Below are 17,148 nucleotides of genomic sequence, written 5' to 3' on the forward strand. Positions count from 1 at the left end.
GCGTGATGGTGCAGGAGGTCGGGGAGGCCCGCGCCGGATCGCAGACGCAACAGCAAACAGCAAAGAAACCAGGCAATTAGTTCATAGGAGTCCGCGATGAGCGAGGAAAGTGAAGGACATGCCCAGGCCGCGGACTACAGGTCCGGCTCGATTTCTCTGACCGGGGCTGTCGCCATGGGCACCGGCGTGATGATCGGGGCCGGTATCTTTGCGTTGACGGGACAGATTGCGGGGTTGGCCGGGTCCTGGTTCCCTCTGTCGTTCGCCGCAGGTGCGCTGGTCACGATGTTCAGCGCCTACAGCTATATTGCGATGTCCAACGCCTGGCCCTCCGCCGGCGGAATCGCGATGATCCTGACCAAGGCATATGGTCCGGGTACGGTGGCGGCTGCGGCCTCGGTTCTCATGGCGCTGTCGATGGTGATCAACGAAAGCCTGGTGGCGCGCACCTTTGCGACTTACGCGCTTCGGCCTTTCGGTATCGATGGCGGACCGTTGGTGCCGTTGATCGGCGTGGCGCTGATCATCTTCGCGTATATGGTCAATGTTTCCGGAAACCGTTCTGTCGGGCGCTGGTCAATCGTGATGTCCGCCATAAAGATCGCAGGGATCGCGTTGTTCGGCATTGCGGCACTCTGGGCCAGCGGCGGTGAATGGCAATCAGGGAACGGCGGTGCAGAAACCAGCGGACTGGGCTTCGCAGCCTCGGTGGCCCTGTCCATCCTGGCGTTCAAGGGTTTCACCACGATAACCAACAGCGGTGCTGAAATCACCGATCCGCACCGCAATGTCGGCAGGACCATCCTGATCTCAATCGCCATTTGTACCGCAGTGTATCTGCTGGTGGCTTTGGCTGTCGGCGCCAGCCTCAGCACAGAGGAGATCCGCGCAGCGCAGGATTACGCCCTTGCCGAGGCCGCGGGCCCGGTGCTCGGGCAGGTTGGATTCTACCTGACCGTGGCACTGGCTATGGTGGCAACTGCGTCGGGGCTGATAGCCAGCATCTTCGCCGTTTCCCGCATGCTCACCATGCTGACCGACATGGAGATGATCCCGCACAGCCATTTCGGCATGTCCGGCTCCATCCGGTCGCACATGCTGATTTATACCGTGTTTGTTGCCGGTGCATTGACCGTGCTGTTTGACCTTGGGCGCATCGCCTCGCTGGGGGCGTTCTTCTATCTGGTCATGGATATGGCAGTGCATTGGGGCGTCTGGCGGAACTTGCGGCGCAAGATCGAAGTGCGCGGCTGGATCCTGCTGACAGCATTGGCTCTCGACGCGGCGGTTCTGGCGGCATTTTCAGTGATCAAGTGGCAGTCGGATCCAATGATTGTGCTGATTGCTCTAGCCGTGATCATCGCGGTGCTGCTGGCTGAGCGGCTGTTTCTTGCCCGGGAAGGGCAACGGGACAACACGTCTGGCGTACACAGCCAGCACCGGCAGCCAACTGAATAGGTAGATGAAAGGAGACTGCAATGAGTAGAGAAACCGGACAGGATAGCATCGTTCGAAACACCCGGAAGCCATCCATCTGGCGCAAATGGGGGCCATTGGCTGGGTCACTTGCCCTTGGCGCAATTGTAATGGGATGGGAATACCGTGAATTCGTATTGCCGCTTATATTGTCGCCGGCCTCACTTTTAGTTGCCTGCCTGGTAATGCATTTCTTGATGCACCGGGGGCACCGTGGCCACGTTGGGACACACAGCTCCGGAAGGCGCGAAAAGGAAGAAGAGGGCACAGTTGGGCCCGGCGATACATCCTAATGGCCATCTCGGGGCGCTGTATCGGGGCAATTTTTTGAAGCGCTCCTTTGCTTCCGGGCCAACGGGGGCGGTGTGCCGGACTGTCTTGAGCTTCCGCCTGGGATGGAAGGGCGGCTGGATGGGTGCCGTCTCACGGCATCTTGTAGGTAAGCGGAAGTTCTTTCGAAAATTGCCATACCCAAACCAAGGATGAGCACGATGCGTCACCAAGGCGAAGCCAATCGAAGCACAAAAGGGACTGGAGAGGGGGGCACTATGGCAGTTGGACACGGCCGCTGAGGATCGCCCGGCTGTCACTCAAAGGGAAGGGAGATTGACAATGGTACAGGACAATGACCATCCGGAACATTCCGGCCCTGGCACCCGGCGCGACATCCTCTACTATGCTACAGGAGGTACCGCAGCCGTGGCCGCTGGAGCCGCCATTTGGCCACTGATCGACAGCATGAACCCGAGTGCCGATGTCTCGGCGCTTTCGGTTGTGCAGGTCGATCTTGAGGGTGTCGAGCCTGGCAGCCGGATCACGTTGAAATGGAAAGGCAAACCCGTTTTCATCGATCACCGGACCGAAGCCCGGATTGCTCAGGCCCGCGCGGATGATGCAGAAACGCTGATAGATCCGGAACTGGACGCCGATCGGGTTCAGAAGCCCGAGTGGCTGATAGTGGTTGGCGTGTGTACCCACTTGGGCTGTATCCCGTTAGGCCAGGGAGGTGGCGATCCGACTGGCGGATACGGGGGATGGTTTTGCCCCTGTCACGGCTCGCACTATGATACTTCCGGCCGTATCCGAAAGGGCCCGGCTCCGCGCAACCTGGATGTGCCGACCTACGAATTTGTTACCGACACGCTGGTGAAGATCGGCTGATGCCGCGGAATTCTGCTGTGGTGCCTTTGCCTGCTGCGCGAAGGGCAACGGAACTGTCGAAGGACTGATGGCTGCCCGGAAGCCGCTGGCGAAACCATGGCTTGCCCGGCAGCGGGAACGCGGGAAAAAGGTGTCCCGAGCCAGAAACAAGGGTGCCGCCATTAGCGGCACCCTTGAACAGTGTCAGCAAACTTCGGACGCGTAGCCTTCCTCTTTGAGCGCTGCCTGGATGCTCTCACGAGCAGCTTTGCTTTCGATCCGGACTTTCCGCGCCTCCATATCAAACTCCAGCGTCGCGCTGCTGTCCAGGTTGGTGACTGCCTTCTCAATTGCCGATTTGCAATGGCCGCAGCTCATGTCGTTGACCTTAAATGTGATCATGCTTGGTTCTCCTTGGTTCCATGCCTGGTGCTACCGGGTTACCGCACGGGAAGGTCAAGCGGGCAATGCACTGTCAATCGCCTGATGAAACTATTTTCAAGCAGGAAAGGGGAATGACCCTTGACCTTCCAGTAACTGGAAGTCCCATGTTGCTGCAAACAACCAGCTTTGGTGATGAAATGACACAGAACGAAACAGTCCGGTTCCAAGTTGAAGGCATGAGCTGCGCATCCTGCGTGGGACGCGTGGAACGCGCGCTGCAGGCCTTGCCCGAAGTCACTGGTGCCACGGTCAATCTCGCGAACGAGACTGCGCAGGTCAGCCACGACGGGTCGCTCTCTGCCGCTGGCCTGGCTGCAGTGCTGAAGGAGGCCGGATATCCCGCCGTGACCGATGAAGCCACACTGGAAGTCCAAAACATGACCTGCGCCTCCTGTGTCGGCCGCGTGGAACGGGCACTGAAGGAGGGAGCGGGGGTTTTGGACGCCGCCGTCAACCTGGCCACTGAAACCGCGACGGTGCGGTTTGCAGCAGGCGCCACGACACCTGCCGAACTTGCAGCGCTGGCTACGGCAGCTGGGTATCCCGCGCAGCCGAAATCAAGTGTGCAGAACAACGCAGAAAAGCGCAAAGCTGAGGAAACCCGGCAACTGGCCCGGCGGACGCTCTTTGCGGCCGTTCTTGCCCTGCCGGTGTTCCTGATCGAGATGGGCAGCCATGTGATTCCAGGCATGCATGAATTCGTAGCGGGCGCAATCGGAATGCAGACCAGCTATTTCCTGCAATTCCTGTTGACCACAATCGTCCTGTTCGGGCCGGGCCTGCAATTCTACACCAAGGGCTTTCCGGCCCTCCTCAAAGGCGCGCCTGACATGAATTCGCTGGTGGCGCTGGGCACATCGGCGGCCTACGGGTTCTCGCTGGTGTCGACTTTCGCGCCCTCATGGCTGCCTTCGGGGACGGCCAATGTCTATTACGAGGCCGCCGCAGTGATCGTCGTGCTGATCCTGCTGGGTCGGCTGCTGGAAGCCCGGGCCAAGGGCCGCACGGGCGAGGCGATCCGTAAACTTGTCGGGCTGCAGGCGAAAACCGCACGGGTTGAGCGTGGCGGCGAAATTGAGGAGCGCGCGGTCGAAGACATTGCTGTGGGCGATATCATCCACGTGCGACCGGGCGAAAAGATCGCGGTCGATGGGGTGGTTTTGAGCGGCTCCTCCTATGTCGATGAAAGCATGATCACAGGTGAGCCCATTCCAGTGCAGAAAACCGAAGGCTCCGAGCTCGTAGGTGCCACTGTGAACGGGACCGGCGCTTTGACCTTCCAGGCGGCGAAGGTGGGCAGTGATACGATGCTGGCTCAGATTATTCGGATGGTCGAGCAGGCGCAGGGCGCGAAGCTTCCGATCCAGGGGCTGGTGGACCGGATTACCACCTGGTTCGTGCCCGCCGTAATAGCGGTTGCGACATTGACCGTCGCTGTCTGGTTTCTGTTTGGCCCCGAGCCCGCGCTCAGCCTCGCTTTGGTCGCAGGGGTGGCGGTACTGATTATCGCCTGCCCCTGTGCAATGGGCCTTGCGACACCGACCTCAATCATGGTTGGAACCGGCCGTGCCGCCGAAATGGGCGTGCTGTTCCGCAAGGGAGATGCGCTGCAGCTGCTGCAGGAAAGCACGGTGGTTGCGCTCGACAAGACCGGCACGCTTACCGCTGGCCGGCCGGAATTGACTGACCTGATCCTGGCCGGGGGCCAGACCGAAGATGAGGTGCTGCGGCTGGTCGCCGCCGTGGAACAAAGTTCGGAGCATCCAATTGCCAAGGCTATCGTTGCAGCAGCGGAAGCGCGGGAGATCAAGCTGCCGGACGCCGACAGCTTTGACTCGATCACCGGCTTTGGCGTCCAGGCATCGGTTGGAGGCCGTCAGGTGCTGATCGGCGCGGACCGGTTTATGGAACGCGAAGGCGTGGATCTTGGTGCGCTGGCCGGGAAAAGCGGTTCGCTGGCCAGCAAGGGCAAGACACCGCTTTACGCTGCTGTTGACGGACAGATTGCCGCGGTGATTGCCGTGGCCGATCCGGTCAAGCCGACAACGCCTGGTGCCATTGAGGTGCTGCACAGGATGGGCCTCAAGGTTGCTATGATCACCGGCGACAACGCCGTGACGGCCCAAGCGATCGCCGACGATCTCGGGATTGACCATGTGGTTGCCGAAGTGCTGCCAGAAGGCAAAGTTGCTGCGCTCAACAACCTGCGTGCGGATGGCGGCAAGCTGGCCTTTGTCGGGGACGGTATCAATGATGCACCGGCCCTTGCTGCTGCGGACGTAGGTATCGCTATCGGCACTGGAACCGATGTGGCTATTGAGACCGCCGATGTCGTGTTGATGTCCGGTGACCTCAATGGAGTTGTCAACGCCTTTGCGGTCAGCCAGGGCACCATGCGCAACATCCGGGAAAACCTGTTCTGGGCGTTCGGCTACAATACGCTGCTGATCCCGGTCGCGGCGGGGGTGCTATACCCTTTCGGCGGGCCGTTGTTGTCACCGGTGCTAGCAGCAGGCGCTATGGCGCTGTCCAGCGTATTTGTTCTGACCAATGCGTTGCGCCTGCGCTGGATTAAGCCAGCGGCAGGAAAGCACCATGTGGAAATCAGAGGACCGAAAGCCGCATTGCAGTCCGCGCCAGCTGAATAAGGCCGACCGAAGGGAGAAACAGCATGAATATCGGGGATGTTGCAGAACGGTCAGGTGTGCCGGCCAAAACCATCCGATATTATGAGGATATCGGATTAGTCAAACCCACGCGCGGTCGCAATGGATATCGCGAATTCGAAGAGAGAGAACTGCACCGTCTTGAATTTATCGGTCGGGCCCGATCACTTGGGTTCACGATTGAGGACTGCCGTGACCTACTGGCGCTTTATGATGACGAGTCCCGCACCAGCGCCGAAGTAAAACGCGTTGCGGAACAAAATCTGCAAGAGATCGACGCAAAAATATCAGGTCTGAAAGCCATGCGAGACACGCTCAGGTACCTTGTTGAGCAATGCTCTGGCGACCATCGGCCCGATTGCCCGATCCTGAAAACGCTCAGCAACGGCCCCGCTCACAACTTATGAACAAAATCAAATGGCGTCCCGCGCTAAAACGCGGGCACTAGTGATGGGCCCACAGGACCGCAAGGGTTATAAAGCCTGTCATGCGCCAGACTACTGCCTACCGGTCTTAGGCCTGTGATCAGTGCGGAAATTACTTCAGTCATGCAGCAGCAATCAAGCCAACTTAGGGTACACCCGGCATTAGTCCTCGAAATGCATGTCAAATTTGCTGCGCAGCTCACTCCAGCTAAATTTTCTGTAGAGTAGTGATCGAAGCCGGCCTTGTCTCCAGCCGCTGGCAGACAGGGCTTACCACCTTGAAGCTAGCTTGAAAGCAAGCCGGTTAGGCCACATTTTGCATGATCTTATGTGTGTGTCGTCGAGGCATGCACAGTCTCCGAAAGCTGACAGATTTCTGCGGTATGATTCGCGCCTTTCACTCAACTTTTGGTTCTCAAGTGTTTCCGGTTTCGGCCACCCCTCCCGCGCGGGAAGGTTTGCTGGAAGCAATGCATGCATTGGCGGAATGTTGCGCAAAATCCAGAATTTCCTTAGGGGCACGCAAATTTGTGCGCTGCATGCATCATTGCCGTCTTGACGCGGGCCGGTCCTGTCAGGAGAAATACCGGAATGGCGTTTCTGGCACATATCTTCCGGCTGATCAGGGTGGCTGCTGCATTTGCAGTGATCCTTTCGCTGGGATTTGCGCTTCCGTCCGCCGCGCATTCCCTCGCTGGCCATCACGGTAGTGCGGTAGTTTCTCATAGTGGGGGCAGCCACGCCGATGCGGCCATCTCAGGCGCGGCATACGACGCTTCCCATACCAGCGCACACGATGGACCGGTCGCTCCCTGGAACGCTGCTGATACCGGAAACTGCTGCGCAGGCGCCTGTATGGCCGTTGCGGTGATTTCTCTGCAGCCGGATTCAACCTTTGTTCAGCAGCCTATCCGCTGGGTAATGGCTTCCGCCCAGCTTCCCTCACAGGACCAGGTCAAGGTCTTGCGTCCTCCAAGAACCTGAGATCCTGAACCGCCACAGCGGTCATTGAATCTGTTCTGTGCTCTAGCACAGAATTTCTACAGATATTTCTCAGGAAAACCACATGAAGTCTCTTTTTCTGGCCGGGGCGGGCGCCCTGCTGCTGGGGGCGTGCGCCAGGACACCGGCGGCACTGCCCGATACCGCAGCCTTGCAAACTGCCGCCGCACCTTCCGGTCCATACCGTTCCTTAAAGTACCAGTCTCCCCTCAAGGGGTTTGAAAACTACGAGCCTAGCGGCCCCGCCTCCTGGCGTGGTGTCAACGAGCAGCAGCAGGAGAACCACTGATGACGGCAAAAACTTGGCGCGTCCTTCTGGCGCCGCCCCTGGTGCTGGCCGCCTGCTCGGCTGCGGTGCCGGAGAAATACACCAGCCCGCAGGCCGGGTTTCAGGAAGTCGCCCGCCAGACCTCTGCCGCCATTGGCAAGCGCACGGCCTTCGCCCAGACACAGGCCCAGAATGAGGCGCTGGCCAAAGAGGTCCGGCAGCTGGTGCAGGGCAAGACGATCTCTGCCGATACCGCGGTGCAGGCTGCGCTCTTGAACAACAAGGGGCTGCAGGCGTCTTACGCTGCGGTTGGCCTTTCAGCAGCAGAGGCCTGGCAGCAGATGACACCGGAAAACCCGGTGGTTTCGATCGGCCTGATGGGGATCGGCGCACCGGAGCTGGGCCTGTACCGGGCGCTGGAATCCACCATCGCTGTGAACCTGCTGGACGTGAAGACCCGCAAGCAGCGCATCGCCGTGGCTGAGGCGCAGTTTCAGCAGGCCCAGCTGAACGCGGTGAACGATACTCTGGCGCTGGCGGGGCAGACCCGGCAGGCTTGGATCAATGCGGTGGCCGCCTTTGAGCGGCTGAGCTATCTGCGCCAGGCCAGCGGAACAGCGGCAGCGGGGGCGGAGCTGGCCAGCCAGCTGGGCAAGACAGGTGCGCTGAACAAGGCGGGACAGGCGCGGGAGTTTGCCTTTAATGCAGAGCTTGCGGGGCAAGTAGCCCGCGCCCGGCTGGAGGCAAAGCTCGCCAAGGAGGAGCTGACCCGGCTGATGGGCCTGTGGGGCAGCGATGCCAATTACTATGTGCCGGATGCGCTGCCGCCGCTGCCAAAGTCCCTGCCGCGGGTTTCGTCGATCGAGACGGCGGCATTGCGGAACCGGGTTGACCTGAAAGTCGCCAAGCTCGGGCTGGAAGCGCAGGCCCGCGCTTTTGGCCTGACCGACCGGACCCGGCTTGTCACCGACCTGGAGCTGATTGCCGGTGCCGAGGCAGAGCGCGAGCGCGAGGACGGGGAAACCCACACCGAAACCCTGCCGCAACTGGAGCTGGAGTTCGCAATTCCAGTATTCGACACCGGCAAGGCGCGGATGCGCAAGGCTGAACTCTCCTACATGCAGGCGGCCAATACGTTGGCGGAACGGGCGGTGAATGTCCGCTCGGAGGCCCGCAGTGCTGAGCTAGCATATCACTCCTCCTATGAGATCGCGCGCCACTACCGGGACGTGCTGGTGCCCCTGCGCAAGTCGATCGAGGAAGAAGGGCTTCTCAGCTATAATGGCATGATCACCAATACCTTCGAACTGCTGACCGATGTGCGTGAAAAACTGGCAAGCTCGCTGGAAGCGGCCAACGCCAAGCGCGACTTCTGGCTGGCTCAGGCAAATGTCAGCGCCGCGATTTACGGCGGCGGTTCCGGCTCAGCCCCGCAGGGCGGAAGCGTGGAAATCGCCGCGGGCGGCGGCGCAGGCCATTGAAAGGATCACATGACATGATGAACAGACGTCAACTGCTTGGGGCCGGCGCCGCGGGTGCTGCGCTGGTGTCCAGCCAGGCCTGGGGCAAGACCGTGAACATGGGCCTGCCCGAAGCCGCCAGCATGGACAGCGCGGCAACCCAGCCGCCGCTGTCGCCCTCCACCGGGCCGGACTACAACCCCGTGGTCACCCTGAACGGCTGGACGCTGCCGTTCCGGATGAACAACGGGGTGAAGGAATTCCACTTGGTCGCCGAACCGGTCGAGCGGGAGCTGGCCGACGGCATGATCGCGCATCTGTGGGGCTATAACGGCCAGTCCACCGGCCCCACCATCGAGGCGGTGGAGGGCGACCGGGTGCGGATCTTCGTGACCAACAAGCTGCCCGAACATACCTCGGTGCATTGGCACGGGATGATCCTGCCCTCGGGCATGGACGGGGTCGGCGGCCTCAGCCACCCAGGCATCCCGCCGGGCAAGACCTTTGTCTACGAGTTCGACCTGATCAAATCCGGCACCTTCATGTACCACCCGCACGCGGATGAGATGGTGCAGATGGCGATGGGGATGATGGGCATGTTCATCGTGCATCCCAAGGACCCGGATTTCATGCGGGTGGACCGGGACTTCCTGATCATGCTCAACGCCTTCGACATCGACCCAGGCTCCTATGTGCCGCGGGTGATGGAGATGACGGACTTCAACCTGTGGTGCTGGAATAGCCGGATCTTCCCGGACATCGACCCGCTGGTTGTGAACCAGGGCGACCGGGTACGGGTCAGGACCGGCAACCTGACCATGACCAACCACCCGATCCACATGCATGGTTATGATTTCGAAGTCACCTGCACTGATGGCGGCTGGGTGCCCGAAAGCGCACGCTGGCCGGAGGTGTCGATCGACATTCCCGTCGGCGCCATGCGCGCCTATGAGTTCGACGCGGTGCATCCGGGCGACTGGGCGATCCACTGCCACAAGTCGCACCACACGATGAACGCGATGGGCCATGACGTCCCGACCTTCATCGGCACCGACAAGCGCAAGCTGACGGGCCAGATCCGCAATCTGCAGCCCGAATACATGCCGATGGGCACCGCCGGCATGGCCGACATGGGCGAGATGTCGATGCCGCTGCCCGACAATACCGTGCCGATGATGGCTGGCTGGGGCCCGTACGGGCCGCTGGAGATGGGCGGCATGTTCTCGGTCGTGAAGGTGCGCGAAGGCATCGATGCAAACGACTACAGCGACCCCGGCTGGTACGAGAACCCGCCCGGCACCCAGGCCTATGAGTGGACCGGCGAACTGCCGGACTTTGCCCGCGCCGAAGACGCGCAGACCCGCATTACCCCAAAACCAACCGCCAAAGGCTGAACGGCCTCAGGCACCCACCCAAACCTCACGAGGAGACAGACATGAACAAGATCCTTTCCGCAGCCCTGATTGGAGCTCTATCCGCTGCGCCGGCCCTTGCTGGCGGCACCCACGGCGGCGGCCATGGCGGCATGGAAGTGGGCAAGCCCGGCGATGCCGCCCATGCGGACCGGGAAGTCGCCGTGACCATGAAGGAAACCGATGACGGCGAGATGCTGTTTGAGCCGTCGAGCTTTTCCTTTGCCAAGGGCGAGACGGTGAAATTCGTGATCACCAACGCCGGCGAGCTGGAGCATGAGTTCGTGCTGGACACGGCAGAGCGCAATGTCCACCACAAGGAGCTGATGGCCAAGATGGAGATGGAGCATGACGACCCGAACTCGGTGCGTCTGGACCCGGGCGCCAGCGGCGAAGTGGTCTGGACCTTCTCCAACGCCGGCACCTTCGAGTTCGCCTGCCTGATCCCCGGCCACTACGAATCCGGCATGCACGGCCCGGTTGCCGTGCTCGAAGGCAGCGGCGGCACCTTCACCGCGGGAACGGTCAAGAAGGTCGATCCCAAGTCCGGCAAGGTCACCATCATCCATGAGGAGCTTGTGGATCTGGACATGCCGGCGATGACCATGGTGTTCCGGGTCGCCGATGACACGATGCTGGAGCAGCTGAAAGCCGGCGACGCCATCGAATTCGTCGCCGAACGGGTCAAAGGCAAACTGACCCTGACCGCCCTGAAATAACCGGTGGCGGAGGCCGCCCGCCGGCCTCCGCCTTTTTCAAACCCCAGCGGTCCCAGCCAGCGCCCAGGAGCAGAAAAACACTTACTTTTCGGCGCCGCTGGTGAACATCAGACAACAGGCAATCATTCCCGCGATGCTGGATCTGCATTCTCTCACACACGACGCCGCGGGCGCTTTCGGGTTCTGGTATGATGATACCGCGCCCGGATGGCTGCACCCGGTGATGCATCTGGTTCTGGTGCTGGCGCCCGCGCTGCTTGTGCTGACCCTGGCAGGTCAGGCCGCCTGGCTGCTGCGCCAGCGTTTTCTGCGGCGGGCGGCACCGTTTACGCCACCCCAGTTACCGGCAGGCGGTCTGGAGCCGGGACTGCCACGCCATATCCTGCGCACGACCGGTAAGCAGCAGACGGTCCTAGTTCTGCTCAGCCTCAGCGCGATGCCGATCCTTTACCTGACCCTGGAATTGCCAAAGCAGATCGTGAACCGGGTCTTCGAAAGCGGAGACGCCGCGATTCCGGTCCTGAGCTTCGAGGTCTCGCAGGTCTCGCTGCTGTTTCTGCTCTGCGGCGGCTATCTGGTCGCGATTTCGCTCAACGGGCTCAACAAATACTGGCTGAACATCCGCAAGGGCCGGGTGGCTGAAAGCTTCGTGCGCCGGCTGCGGCTTGCTGTCTACCGCCAGTGGAGGCAGGATCAGCCCGCGCAGCGCCAGCCTGCCATCATGCCGGTTCTTGGACCCGAGGTTGAACCTGTCGGCGGCTTTGCCTCTGAACTGCTGACCGTCCCGCTGCTGCAGGGCGGGACGCTGGCGACGATCCTTCTGTTCATGTTTGTGCAGGACCCGATCCTTGCGGCGGCCGCCCTGACGGTGCTTCCGCTGCAGCTGATCATCGTGCCGCAGCTGCAGCGGCGGGTGAATGCGGTGTCCCGCAAACGGATCCGCGAGATGCGCCTGCTGGGTGAGAATCTGGACCGGGACATGCGGGCTTCGGGGCAGGGCGCGCTGCCGGTTGCGCGCAGTTTCCGGCAGCTGCAGGACCTGCGGCTGCAAATCCACCGGCTGAAGTTCCTGGCCAAGGCGATCAACAACTTCCTGACCGCCCTGACCCCGTTCCTGTTCTACTCCTTGGGCGGCTATTTCGTGCTGCAGGAGCGGGTTTCGCTGGGCGCGCTTGTGGCGATGCTGTCGGCACACAAGGAGTTTTCTTCGCCGCTAAAGGATCTTTTCCGTTTCTATCAGCAAAGCGAGGATGTGCGGATCCGCTACCAAGAGATCCGCGCCTTCGCATCCGGCTCCCGCGGGGAGCCCGGACCGGCGGAGGCCAGCCAGCATCAGTATGGCCCGAACCCGGCTCACGGCAATTCATTCACCTATGAAAGAAAGAGACCCTCATGAATAAGATTCTCGCCATCCTCGCGGCCGCAGCCGTGGCAGCGGCGGCGGCCTATTTCGTCTACAGCAGCGCCGGCGGCAACGATGCAACTGCGCAGCGCGCCGTTCCGGAGCCCGGCGCCCCGCTCGCCGAGGTTCAGCTGCCGCCGGACCTGAGTGAGGCCGCAAAGATCGGCAAGCGCGCCTTTGACGCGGTCTGCGCCGACTGCCACGGTGACAATGCCGCGGGCCGCAACGGCATGGGGCCGCCGCTGGTCCACAAGATCTATGAACCTTCGCACCATGGCGACGCCGCCTTCTTGCTCGCAGTCCGCAACGGCGTGCGCGCGCATCACTGGGATTTCGGAAGCATGCCTGCTCAGCAGGGGCTGACCGATGGCGACGTCAAAGGCATCACCCAGTACGTGCGGGAGCTGCAGCGTGCCAACGGCATAAATTAATTCGCCGGATGGCCAGGTCAGAGGCAATGTGGATGTGGGATCAAGGTGCGGCCTCCCCGGCCAGCCGGTCAAGTTGTTTAAGCACCGCAAACTGCGCAAGAGCGGCGGTGATGGCCGCCGCAAAAACCGCGGGCGTGGCGATCAGGCTGGCGAGGATGGCGCCCAGCAGGGGTGAGAGGGCGGCAGGTGCAGCGAAGGTGTTGAACCACGCTGAATAGGCGGGACGCCGGTCATCGGGCGAGATTTCCATGAGAAAGCTCAGGTAGCTGATGGTCACGCCATTCATCATTGCGCCGATGACAAGATAAAGCGCCGCAAAGCCCAAAATTCCCGCTCCGGCGGCGAGCAGGGCAAGCATGAGGGCGGGCGCCATGAGGCGGAGGAACGTCACGCACCACAATAATGGCAGTTTGCCCATGCCGTCGCCGATGCGGCCCCAAAGCGGGTTCGAGACCAGTGCTCCTGCGGTCTGCGCGGCCAGGAGCGTGCCAACCCCGGCCAGCCCGATCCCGCTTTCACGTGCAGCTACGATGTAGAAGGGCAGCGCCATCAGCGTGGCGGAGCCAAGCCAGTGAAAGATCAGAAACAGGCGGAACGCGCGGTTCTGCCGGAAGGTGACCAGCCCCTCGCGCAGAAAGTCAGCCGCTCCCGCGCTCCGGACGGCGGGACGCCTGCCGGGCGATGAAGGCGGCTCTCCGGCCGAGACAAACAGTGCTGAGGATAGGAACATCAGCGCCGAACCCAGCGCAAACATGAACGCATAGGCCTGCAACGGGGGCATCACTTCGAGGGCCAGACGCAGCGCCCCCGCGGCGGCGATGGCGAGCAGCCCGCCACCGAAAAACCGCCACGCCAGCATCCGGCTGCGGCGGTTGGAGGGGATCGCACGCCCTACGATATCGTTGTACGGAACCGCAACGACGCCGCTGACAAAAGCATAGGCCGTCCAGAGCGCAAGAAAGCCAGCGGCGAGCGGCTCCGGCGGCCAGTCAACTTGCGGCCAATCCGCTCCACGCCAGAGCAGAAGCGCGATGGCTCCGGCTGCTGCAGCCCGGCCAAAAGCACCAAAAACATAGAACGGCATCCTGCGCTTGGCGCGTTCGGCGAGGTATCCCACCGGCAGCTGCGGCAGAAGCCATCCCAGCCGCAGCACGGCGCTGGCATAGCCGACGGCCAGCGCGCTGCCTGTCAGCATGTGGGTCAGGCTGGCTACAACTGTTGCGCTGTCCACTGCCGCGGATCCGCCCTGAAAAGCCGCGCCCGCACCGGCAATCCGCCAGAACCCCCGCCGGCGTACGGCTTCTTGCGCTTCATGGCCCGGCATTGCCTGTCTCCGCCTTTACACGGGCATGGCGGATGTCGAGACCCGATTGCCAAAGCACAACAAGCCCGATGCCGACCACAAGAATAATCGTGAGGATATAGCTGAAAAGGATCATCAGAAGCGCAGGCTCGTCAGCAACCCCAAGCGCCTTGAGCGCAAAGCCCGCACCGAACACAAAGCCCGCCGGGATCCGCACGAACCGCCCGAGGACCATGGCAAAGCCTGAGAATACCATCAGAAAGAGGTAGTCCCAGGGCCTCAGGAGCACTCCCACCGCAAGTCCCGCCCAAAGGAAATGCGTCGCCGCCACCAGCTTGCCCGCGACGGCCGCGATGATAGCCGCGATGCGCCGCGCGCGCGCCCTTGGCCAGACGATGCCCGCGCCTAGCGATGCCCGCAGCCCCGGACCGCTCGCGCCCATGCGTTCGGTGATCCAGTCGAAGAGACGGCAGATCAGCGGTTCCTCGCGGTTGAAGAGGTCACGGAAACGAAAGAGCACCCAGAGCAGCCCGCCGAAGAGCAGCAGATTCAAGGCACCCGCAACGCTAAGACCGAGGCGCAGATCCCCCTCAATCTGCGGAATGCGCCCTGCGGCAGCCACCGCTCCGGCAAAAAGCGCGAACACGACTCCGTCGAGAAACCTGGCGATGACTGCTGTCGAAAGCACCGTGGCCATTTTTAACCCGTGCAGGCGCGCGACCAGCCAGGCCCGCACCAGCGGGCTGACGCCCAGCGGTACAAGCACGTTCACGCCGTACCCAGCGAGCAGCGCACCTGTCAGTGGCAACGAACCGACCGGTTTCACATCAAAGAGGATTTGCCGCCACTTCCAGCCGCTTAATACCTGTTCAAGCAGGATCGTGGCCGCCAGCACAGATAGCCAAACCGGGTTGGCCTGGCGCAGCCCGTCAAGGAAGCGTGCGAAGTCAAGGCTCCCGTACAGCCGGAAGATCAGCCAGAGCGCCAGTGCTGCACCCAAGACAGGAAGAAGCCAGCGTTTGATGAAAGGTCCCATGCAAATCCCGCTTGCCGGATATGCTACCCTCTGTATCATGGTACGGAGTCAATGGTTGATCCTGAGAGGAGGCTGCCATGGCAACTCTGACGATTGGAAAAGCCGCTCGTTCGGCGGGGATCGGAGTGGAAACTATCCGTTTCTATGAGCGCAAGGGGTTGATCCGCCAGCCGCCGCGGCCAACCGCTGGCGGTCCGCGGGACTATGGCGGCGGAACGCTGCAGCGGCTCAGGTTCATTGCGGGGGCCAAGCGGCTCGGCTTTTCGCTGGCAGAGACCGCCGGCCTGCTCGCGCTTCTGGAAGCGCCCGGCGCGAGCTGTAAGGACGTGCAGGCGCAGGCAAAAGCCAAGCGCGGCGAAGTTCAGGCCAAAATCGAAGGTTTAATCCGCATCCGGGATTCGCTTGACCGCCTCCTTGGTGCTTGCCCTGGAAAGGGAAGTCTTGCGGACTGCGCGATCCTCGAGGCGATTGAGAGTGCTGAGAACTCAGGAGGCACTTCCTGACAAGAGTACAAGTTGATGACGATGGTATGATAACTGGCTGTCAGGGACGGAAGCAGCTTCGCTGCCGCAGCGGATGAGTGCTTTCGTCAATGCCGTTCTCTGCCCGCCCTTTCCTGAATATGTTGACGGATAACCTAACTGGTAGAACAAAACGTTTTGAGGACTATGAGCGCCGCCCATCGGCTTCGTGCCGGAATGGGTGGCAATGCGCTGTGCAATGAATACATACTTCAGCATCAATATGCCTGCCTGGAAATTTGTCCGCAACACATTGGTTGTCAGTTGTGCAGGCCTGTTTCCGCTACTGCTGCTCTATATCGCCCTCACGCCGGGCTTCGGGGCATTGCTTTTGGAAAGTGGGCCCGCGTTCAGCCGGTTTCTGCGGCAGGTCGTGACAAATGGTGTACCTGTTGTATTTGCCGTCAACTACGTGAGCTTCTTTCTTTTTGCCGTAAGTACCGCCAAGCAGCGTGAAGCAGCCATGCAGGCCCGTATCCTCCTGATCGACCTGCCTGCAAGGGTCGTCATTTTCGTCCTGTTGCATGGAGTAATATATTTCATTTCGGCTGACTGGTTCGGCTCGTTCGGAGGGGATCACTGGCAGGCGTTGCAGGTGGTTGGGCCCACACTTGTCCGGTCCGCCTTCTTTGAGAACATTTCCGGTGTTTACCTTTACGCGACGCTGGTCAGCGCCTTGCCCCTATACGCAACAGTGATCGACAGCAGTCTTGAAAGGTGCTCCAGGCGATGGGAATGGCTGCGCGGCTTGGTATGCAAGCTGCCGGGCAAGCTCGGGCCGATCCTGCTTGCGCTGGTTTTCTTCGCAATATTCACGCTTGCTTTGACGGGTGCCGCAGCGGTGATCATGAATCTGCAATCGGTTTGGATCTGCAGCGGATGAGACCCGTGGCGCTATGGCGGGCGGGGCGGGCCCGGGCGGGGGCGGGCAATACTGCAACGGCTGGCAGCGCCGCCGCAAATGTGAACGCCGCGCTTGATGAGTGACCCGCCCCGAGTTTGCCTGTGGCAGCGGATCAGCGGCGCGGCGTTCATGCCCCGAAACCGGAATTTCGGGGCTTCTGGCGCGGCTTCAATGCCGCGCCGGTCAATTCGGCATGATGGCACCGATTGCGTACATTCCGTCAGCGCCCTTGAACAGCATAAGGGTGACTTTGTCGCCGGGTGCGACGTCTCCCATGATCTGCGCGCCGGCCTGCAGTGGCAGGTCCATCGTCATGCCGGGCCAGCCGATTTCGGGAATCGGGTCGTGGCTGACATTTGCGGAACCCTCGCTGATCGCGTTGAGGACGGCGGTGGCGTGTACTGCACCCTCGATCTGGCTCTCGCTCATGTGCATGCCGGAGTGATCCATGCCGTGGGTTGTTTGCGCGAAAGCACCGCTGGCGCAGAAGGCCAGGACAATGCTGGAGAAGGTGAGGTTCTTCATTGGTTTTCCTCTCA

The 17,148-nt window shown here is 61.4% G+C and carries 18 protein-coding genes; 14 read left to right on the top strand and 4 right to left on the bottom strand.

The genetic code is table 11. The annotated features are described in order from the left end of the window. The first annotated feature begins 96 nt into the window (after positions 1-96). From RA25_RS15315 to petA, 3 genes are all read left to right on the top strand, one after another. A complete protein-coding gene (locus RA25_RS15315) occupies positions 97-1,458 on the top strand; it encodes an APC family permease (RefSeq protein ID WP_051357809.1) in 1,362 nt (453 codons plus the stop codon). A gap of 128 nt (positions 1,459-1,586) precedes the next feature. Next, on the top strand, positions 1,587-1,769 hold the full coding sequence (locus RA25_RS23500; RefSeq protein WP_226429044.1) for a DUF2933 domain-containing protein: 183 nt from the start codon (positions 1,587-1,589) through the stop codon (positions 1,767-1,769). A gap of 319 nt (positions 1,770-2,088) precedes the next feature. Next, complete coding sequence (gene petA / locus RA25_RS15320; RefSeq protein ID WP_036797405.1) at positions 2,089-2,637, top strand: ubiquinol-cytochrome c reductase iron-sulfur subunit; 549 nt, start codon at positions 2,089-2,091, stop codon at positions 2,635-2,637. A 183-nt stretch (positions 2,638-2,820) separates the two neighbouring features. Here petA and RA25_RS15325 read toward each other — a convergent pair whose 3' ends face one another. Then, on the bottom strand, positions 2,821-3,018 hold the full coding sequence (locus RA25_RS15325; protein WP_027236567.1) for a cation transporter: 198 nt from the start codon (positions 3,016-3,018) through the stop codon (positions 2,821-2,823). Positions 3,019-3,197: 179 nt separating this feature from the next. Between RA25_RS15325 and RA25_RS15330 the strand changes: the two genes are divergently transcribed. From RA25_RS15330 to RA25_RS15365, 9 genes are all read left to right on the top strand, one after another. Beyond that, complete coding sequence (locus tag RA25_RS15330) at positions 3,198-5,708, top strand: heavy metal translocating P-type ATPase (protein WP_027236568.1); 2,511 nt, start codon at positions 3,198-3,200, stop codon at positions 5,706-5,708. Positions 5,709-5,731: 23 nt separating this feature from the next. Further along, positions 5,732-6,133, top strand: coding sequence for a Cu(I)-responsive transcriptional regulator (gene cueR / locus RA25_RS15335; RefSeq protein ID WP_027236569.1), 402 nt, complete (start codon positions 5,732-5,734; stop codon positions 6,131-6,133). A gap of 609 nt (positions 6,134-6,742) precedes the next feature. Continuing rightward, positions 6,743-7,135 carry a hypothetical protein gene (locus tag RA25_RS22770; protein ID WP_152612217.1) on the top strand — a complete coding sequence of 131 codons (393 nt, stop codon included), beginning with the start codon at positions 6,743-6,745 and terminating at the stop codon, positions 7,133-7,135. A gap of 82 nt (positions 7,136-7,217) precedes the next feature. Beyond that, positions 7,218-7,442 carry a hypothetical protein gene (locus RA25_RS15340; RefSeq protein ID WP_051357810.1) on the top strand — a complete coding sequence of 75 codons (225 nt, stop codon included), beginning with the start codon at positions 7,218-7,220 and terminating at the stop codon, positions 7,440-7,442. Beyond that, positions 7,442-8,902: a TolC family protein gene (locus RA25_RS15345; protein WP_027236571.1), complete on the top strand. Its 1,461-nt coding sequence runs from the start codon at positions 7,442-7,444 to the stop codon at positions 8,900-8,902. The genes RA25_RS15340 and RA25_RS15345 overlap by 1 nt, the downstream gene beginning before the upstream one ends. 14 nt (positions 8,903-8,916) lie before the next feature. Continuing rightward, positions 8,917-10,275: a multicopper oxidase family protein gene (locus tag RA25_RS15350; RefSeq protein ID WP_027236572.1), complete on the top strand. Its 1,359-nt coding sequence runs from the start codon at positions 8,917-8,919 to the stop codon at positions 10,273-10,275. 41 nt (positions 10,276-10,316) lie between these two features. Then, positions 10,317-11,012 (top strand): copper-binding protein, encoded by a 696-nt coding sequence (locus RA25_RS15355; RefSeq protein ID WP_027236573.1) that lies wholly within the window; start codon positions 10,317-10,319, stop codon positions 11,010-11,012. Positions 11,013-11,112: 100 nt separating this feature from the next. Next, positions 11,113-12,408: an ABC transporter ATP-binding protein gene (locus RA25_RS15360; RefSeq protein WP_193747987.1), complete on the top strand. Its 1,296-nt coding sequence runs from the start codon at positions 11,113-11,115 to the stop codon at positions 12,406-12,408. Next, the gene (locus RA25_RS15365) at positions 12,405-12,845 is read left to right on the top strand and encodes a c-type cytochrome (RefSeq protein ID WP_027236574.1); all 441 of its coding nucleotides are present in this window, start codon (positions 12,405-12,407) and stop codon (positions 12,843-12,845) included. The genes RA25_RS15360 and RA25_RS15365 overlap by 4 nt, the downstream gene beginning before the upstream one ends. 40 nt (positions 12,846-12,885) lie before the next feature. Here RA25_RS15365 and RA25_RS15370 read toward each other — a convergent pair whose 3' ends face one another. After that, positions 12,886-14,076 (bottom strand): MFS transporter, encoded by a 1,191-nt coding sequence (locus RA25_RS15370; RefSeq protein WP_206539695.1) that lies wholly within the window; start codon positions 14,074-14,076, stop codon positions 12,886-12,888. A gap of 79 nt (positions 14,077-14,155) precedes the next feature. Then, a complete protein-coding gene (locus RA25_RS15375) occupies positions 14,156-15,184 on the bottom strand; it encodes a lysylphosphatidylglycerol synthase transmembrane domain-containing protein (protein ID WP_027236576.1) in 1,029 nt (342 codons plus the stop codon). A gap of 77 nt (positions 15,185-15,261) precedes the next feature. Here RA25_RS15375 and RA25_RS15380 point away from each other — a divergent pair, with 77 nt between their 5' ends. Together RA25_RS15380 and RA25_RS15385 are read left to right on the top strand one after the other, a co-directional pair. Continuing rightward, positions 15,262-15,687, top strand: a complete 426-nt coding sequence (locus RA25_RS15380; RefSeq protein WP_027236577.1) for a MerR family DNA-binding protein — start codon at positions 15,262-15,264, stop codon at positions 15,685-15,687. 217 nt (positions 15,688-15,904) lie between these two features. Further along, positions 15,905-16,588 (top strand): hypothetical protein, encoded by a 684-nt coding sequence (locus RA25_RS15385; RefSeq protein ID WP_027236578.1) that lies wholly within the window; start codon positions 15,905-15,907, stop codon positions 16,586-16,588. Positions 16,589-16,792: 204 nt separating this feature from the next. Here RA25_RS15385 and RA25_RS15390 read toward each other — a convergent pair whose 3' ends face one another. After that, positions 16,793-17,134 (bottom strand): copper-binding protein, encoded by a 342-nt coding sequence (locus RA25_RS15390; RefSeq protein ID WP_027236579.1) that lies wholly within the window; start codon positions 17,132-17,134, stop codon positions 16,793-16,795. Between the last annotated feature and the right edge of the window lie 14 nt (positions 17,135-17,148).

This window comes from Leisingera sp. ANG-S5, from assembly GCF_000813925.1.
Classification (GTDB): Bacteria; Pseudomonadota; Alphaproteobacteria; order Rhodobacterales; family Rhodobacteraceae; genus Leisingera.

Excerpts from the sequence above, each read along its gene's own strand:
- RA25_RS15315 (WP_051357809.1), top strand. The coding sequence starts at position 97 with ATGAGCGAGGAAAGTGAAGGACATGCCCAGGCCGCGGACTACAGGTCC.
- RA25_RS23500 (WP_226429044.1), top strand. The coding sequence starts at position 1,587 with ATGGGATGGGAATACCGTGAATTCGTATTGCCGCTTATATTGTCGCCG.
- petA (WP_036797405.1), top strand. The coding sequence starts at position 2,089 with ATGGTACAGGACAATGACCATCCGGAACATTCCGGCCCTGGCACCCGG.
- RA25_RS15325 (WP_027236567.1), bottom strand. The coding sequence starts at position 3,018 with ATGATCACATTTAAGGTCAACGACATGAGCTGCGGCCATTGCAAATCG.
- RA25_RS15330 (WP_027236568.1), top strand. The coding sequence starts at position 3,198 with ATGACACAGAACGAAACAGTCCGGTTCCAAGTTGAAGGCATGAGCTGC.
- cueR (WP_027236569.1), top strand. The coding sequence starts at position 5,732 with ATGAATATCGGGGATGTTGCAGAACGGTCAGGTGTGCCGGCCAAAACC.
- RA25_RS22770 (WP_152612217.1), top strand. The coding sequence starts at position 6,743 with ATGGCGTTTCTGGCACATATCTTCCGGCTGATCAGGGTGGCTGCTGCA.
- RA25_RS15340 (WP_051357810.1), top strand. The coding sequence starts at position 7,218 with ATGAAGTCTCTTTTTCTGGCCGGGGCGGGCGCCCTGCTGCTGGGGGCG.
- RA25_RS15345 (WP_027236571.1), top strand. The coding sequence starts at position 7,442 with ATGACGGCAAAAACTTGGCGCGTCCTTCTGGCGCCGCCCCTGGTGCTG.
- RA25_RS15350 (WP_027236572.1), top strand. The coding sequence starts at position 8,917 with ATGATGAACAGACGTCAACTGCTTGGGGCCGGCGCCGCGGGTGCTGCG.
- RA25_RS15355 (WP_027236573.1), top strand. The coding sequence starts at position 10,317 with ATGAACAAGATCCTTTCCGCAGCCCTGATTGGAGCTCTATCCGCTGCG.
- RA25_RS15365 (WP_027236574.1), top strand. The coding sequence starts at position 12,405 with ATGAATAAGATTCTCGCCATCCTCGCGGCCGCAGCCGTGGCAGCGGCG.
- RA25_RS15375 (WP_027236576.1), bottom strand. The coding sequence starts at position 15,184 with ATGGGACCTTTCATCAAACGCTGGCTTCTTCCTGTCTTGGGTGCAGCA.
- RA25_RS15380 (WP_027236577.1), top strand. The coding sequence starts at position 15,262 with ATGGCAACTCTGACGATTGGAAAAGCCGCTCGTTCGGCGGGGATCGGA.
- RA25_RS15385 (WP_027236578.1), top strand. The coding sequence starts at position 15,905 with ATGAATACATACTTCAGCATCAATATGCCTGCCTGGAAATTTGTCCGC.
- RA25_RS15390 (WP_027236579.1), bottom strand. The coding sequence starts at position 17,134 with ATGAAGAACCTCACCTTCTCCAGCATTGTCCTGGCCTTCTGCGCCAGC.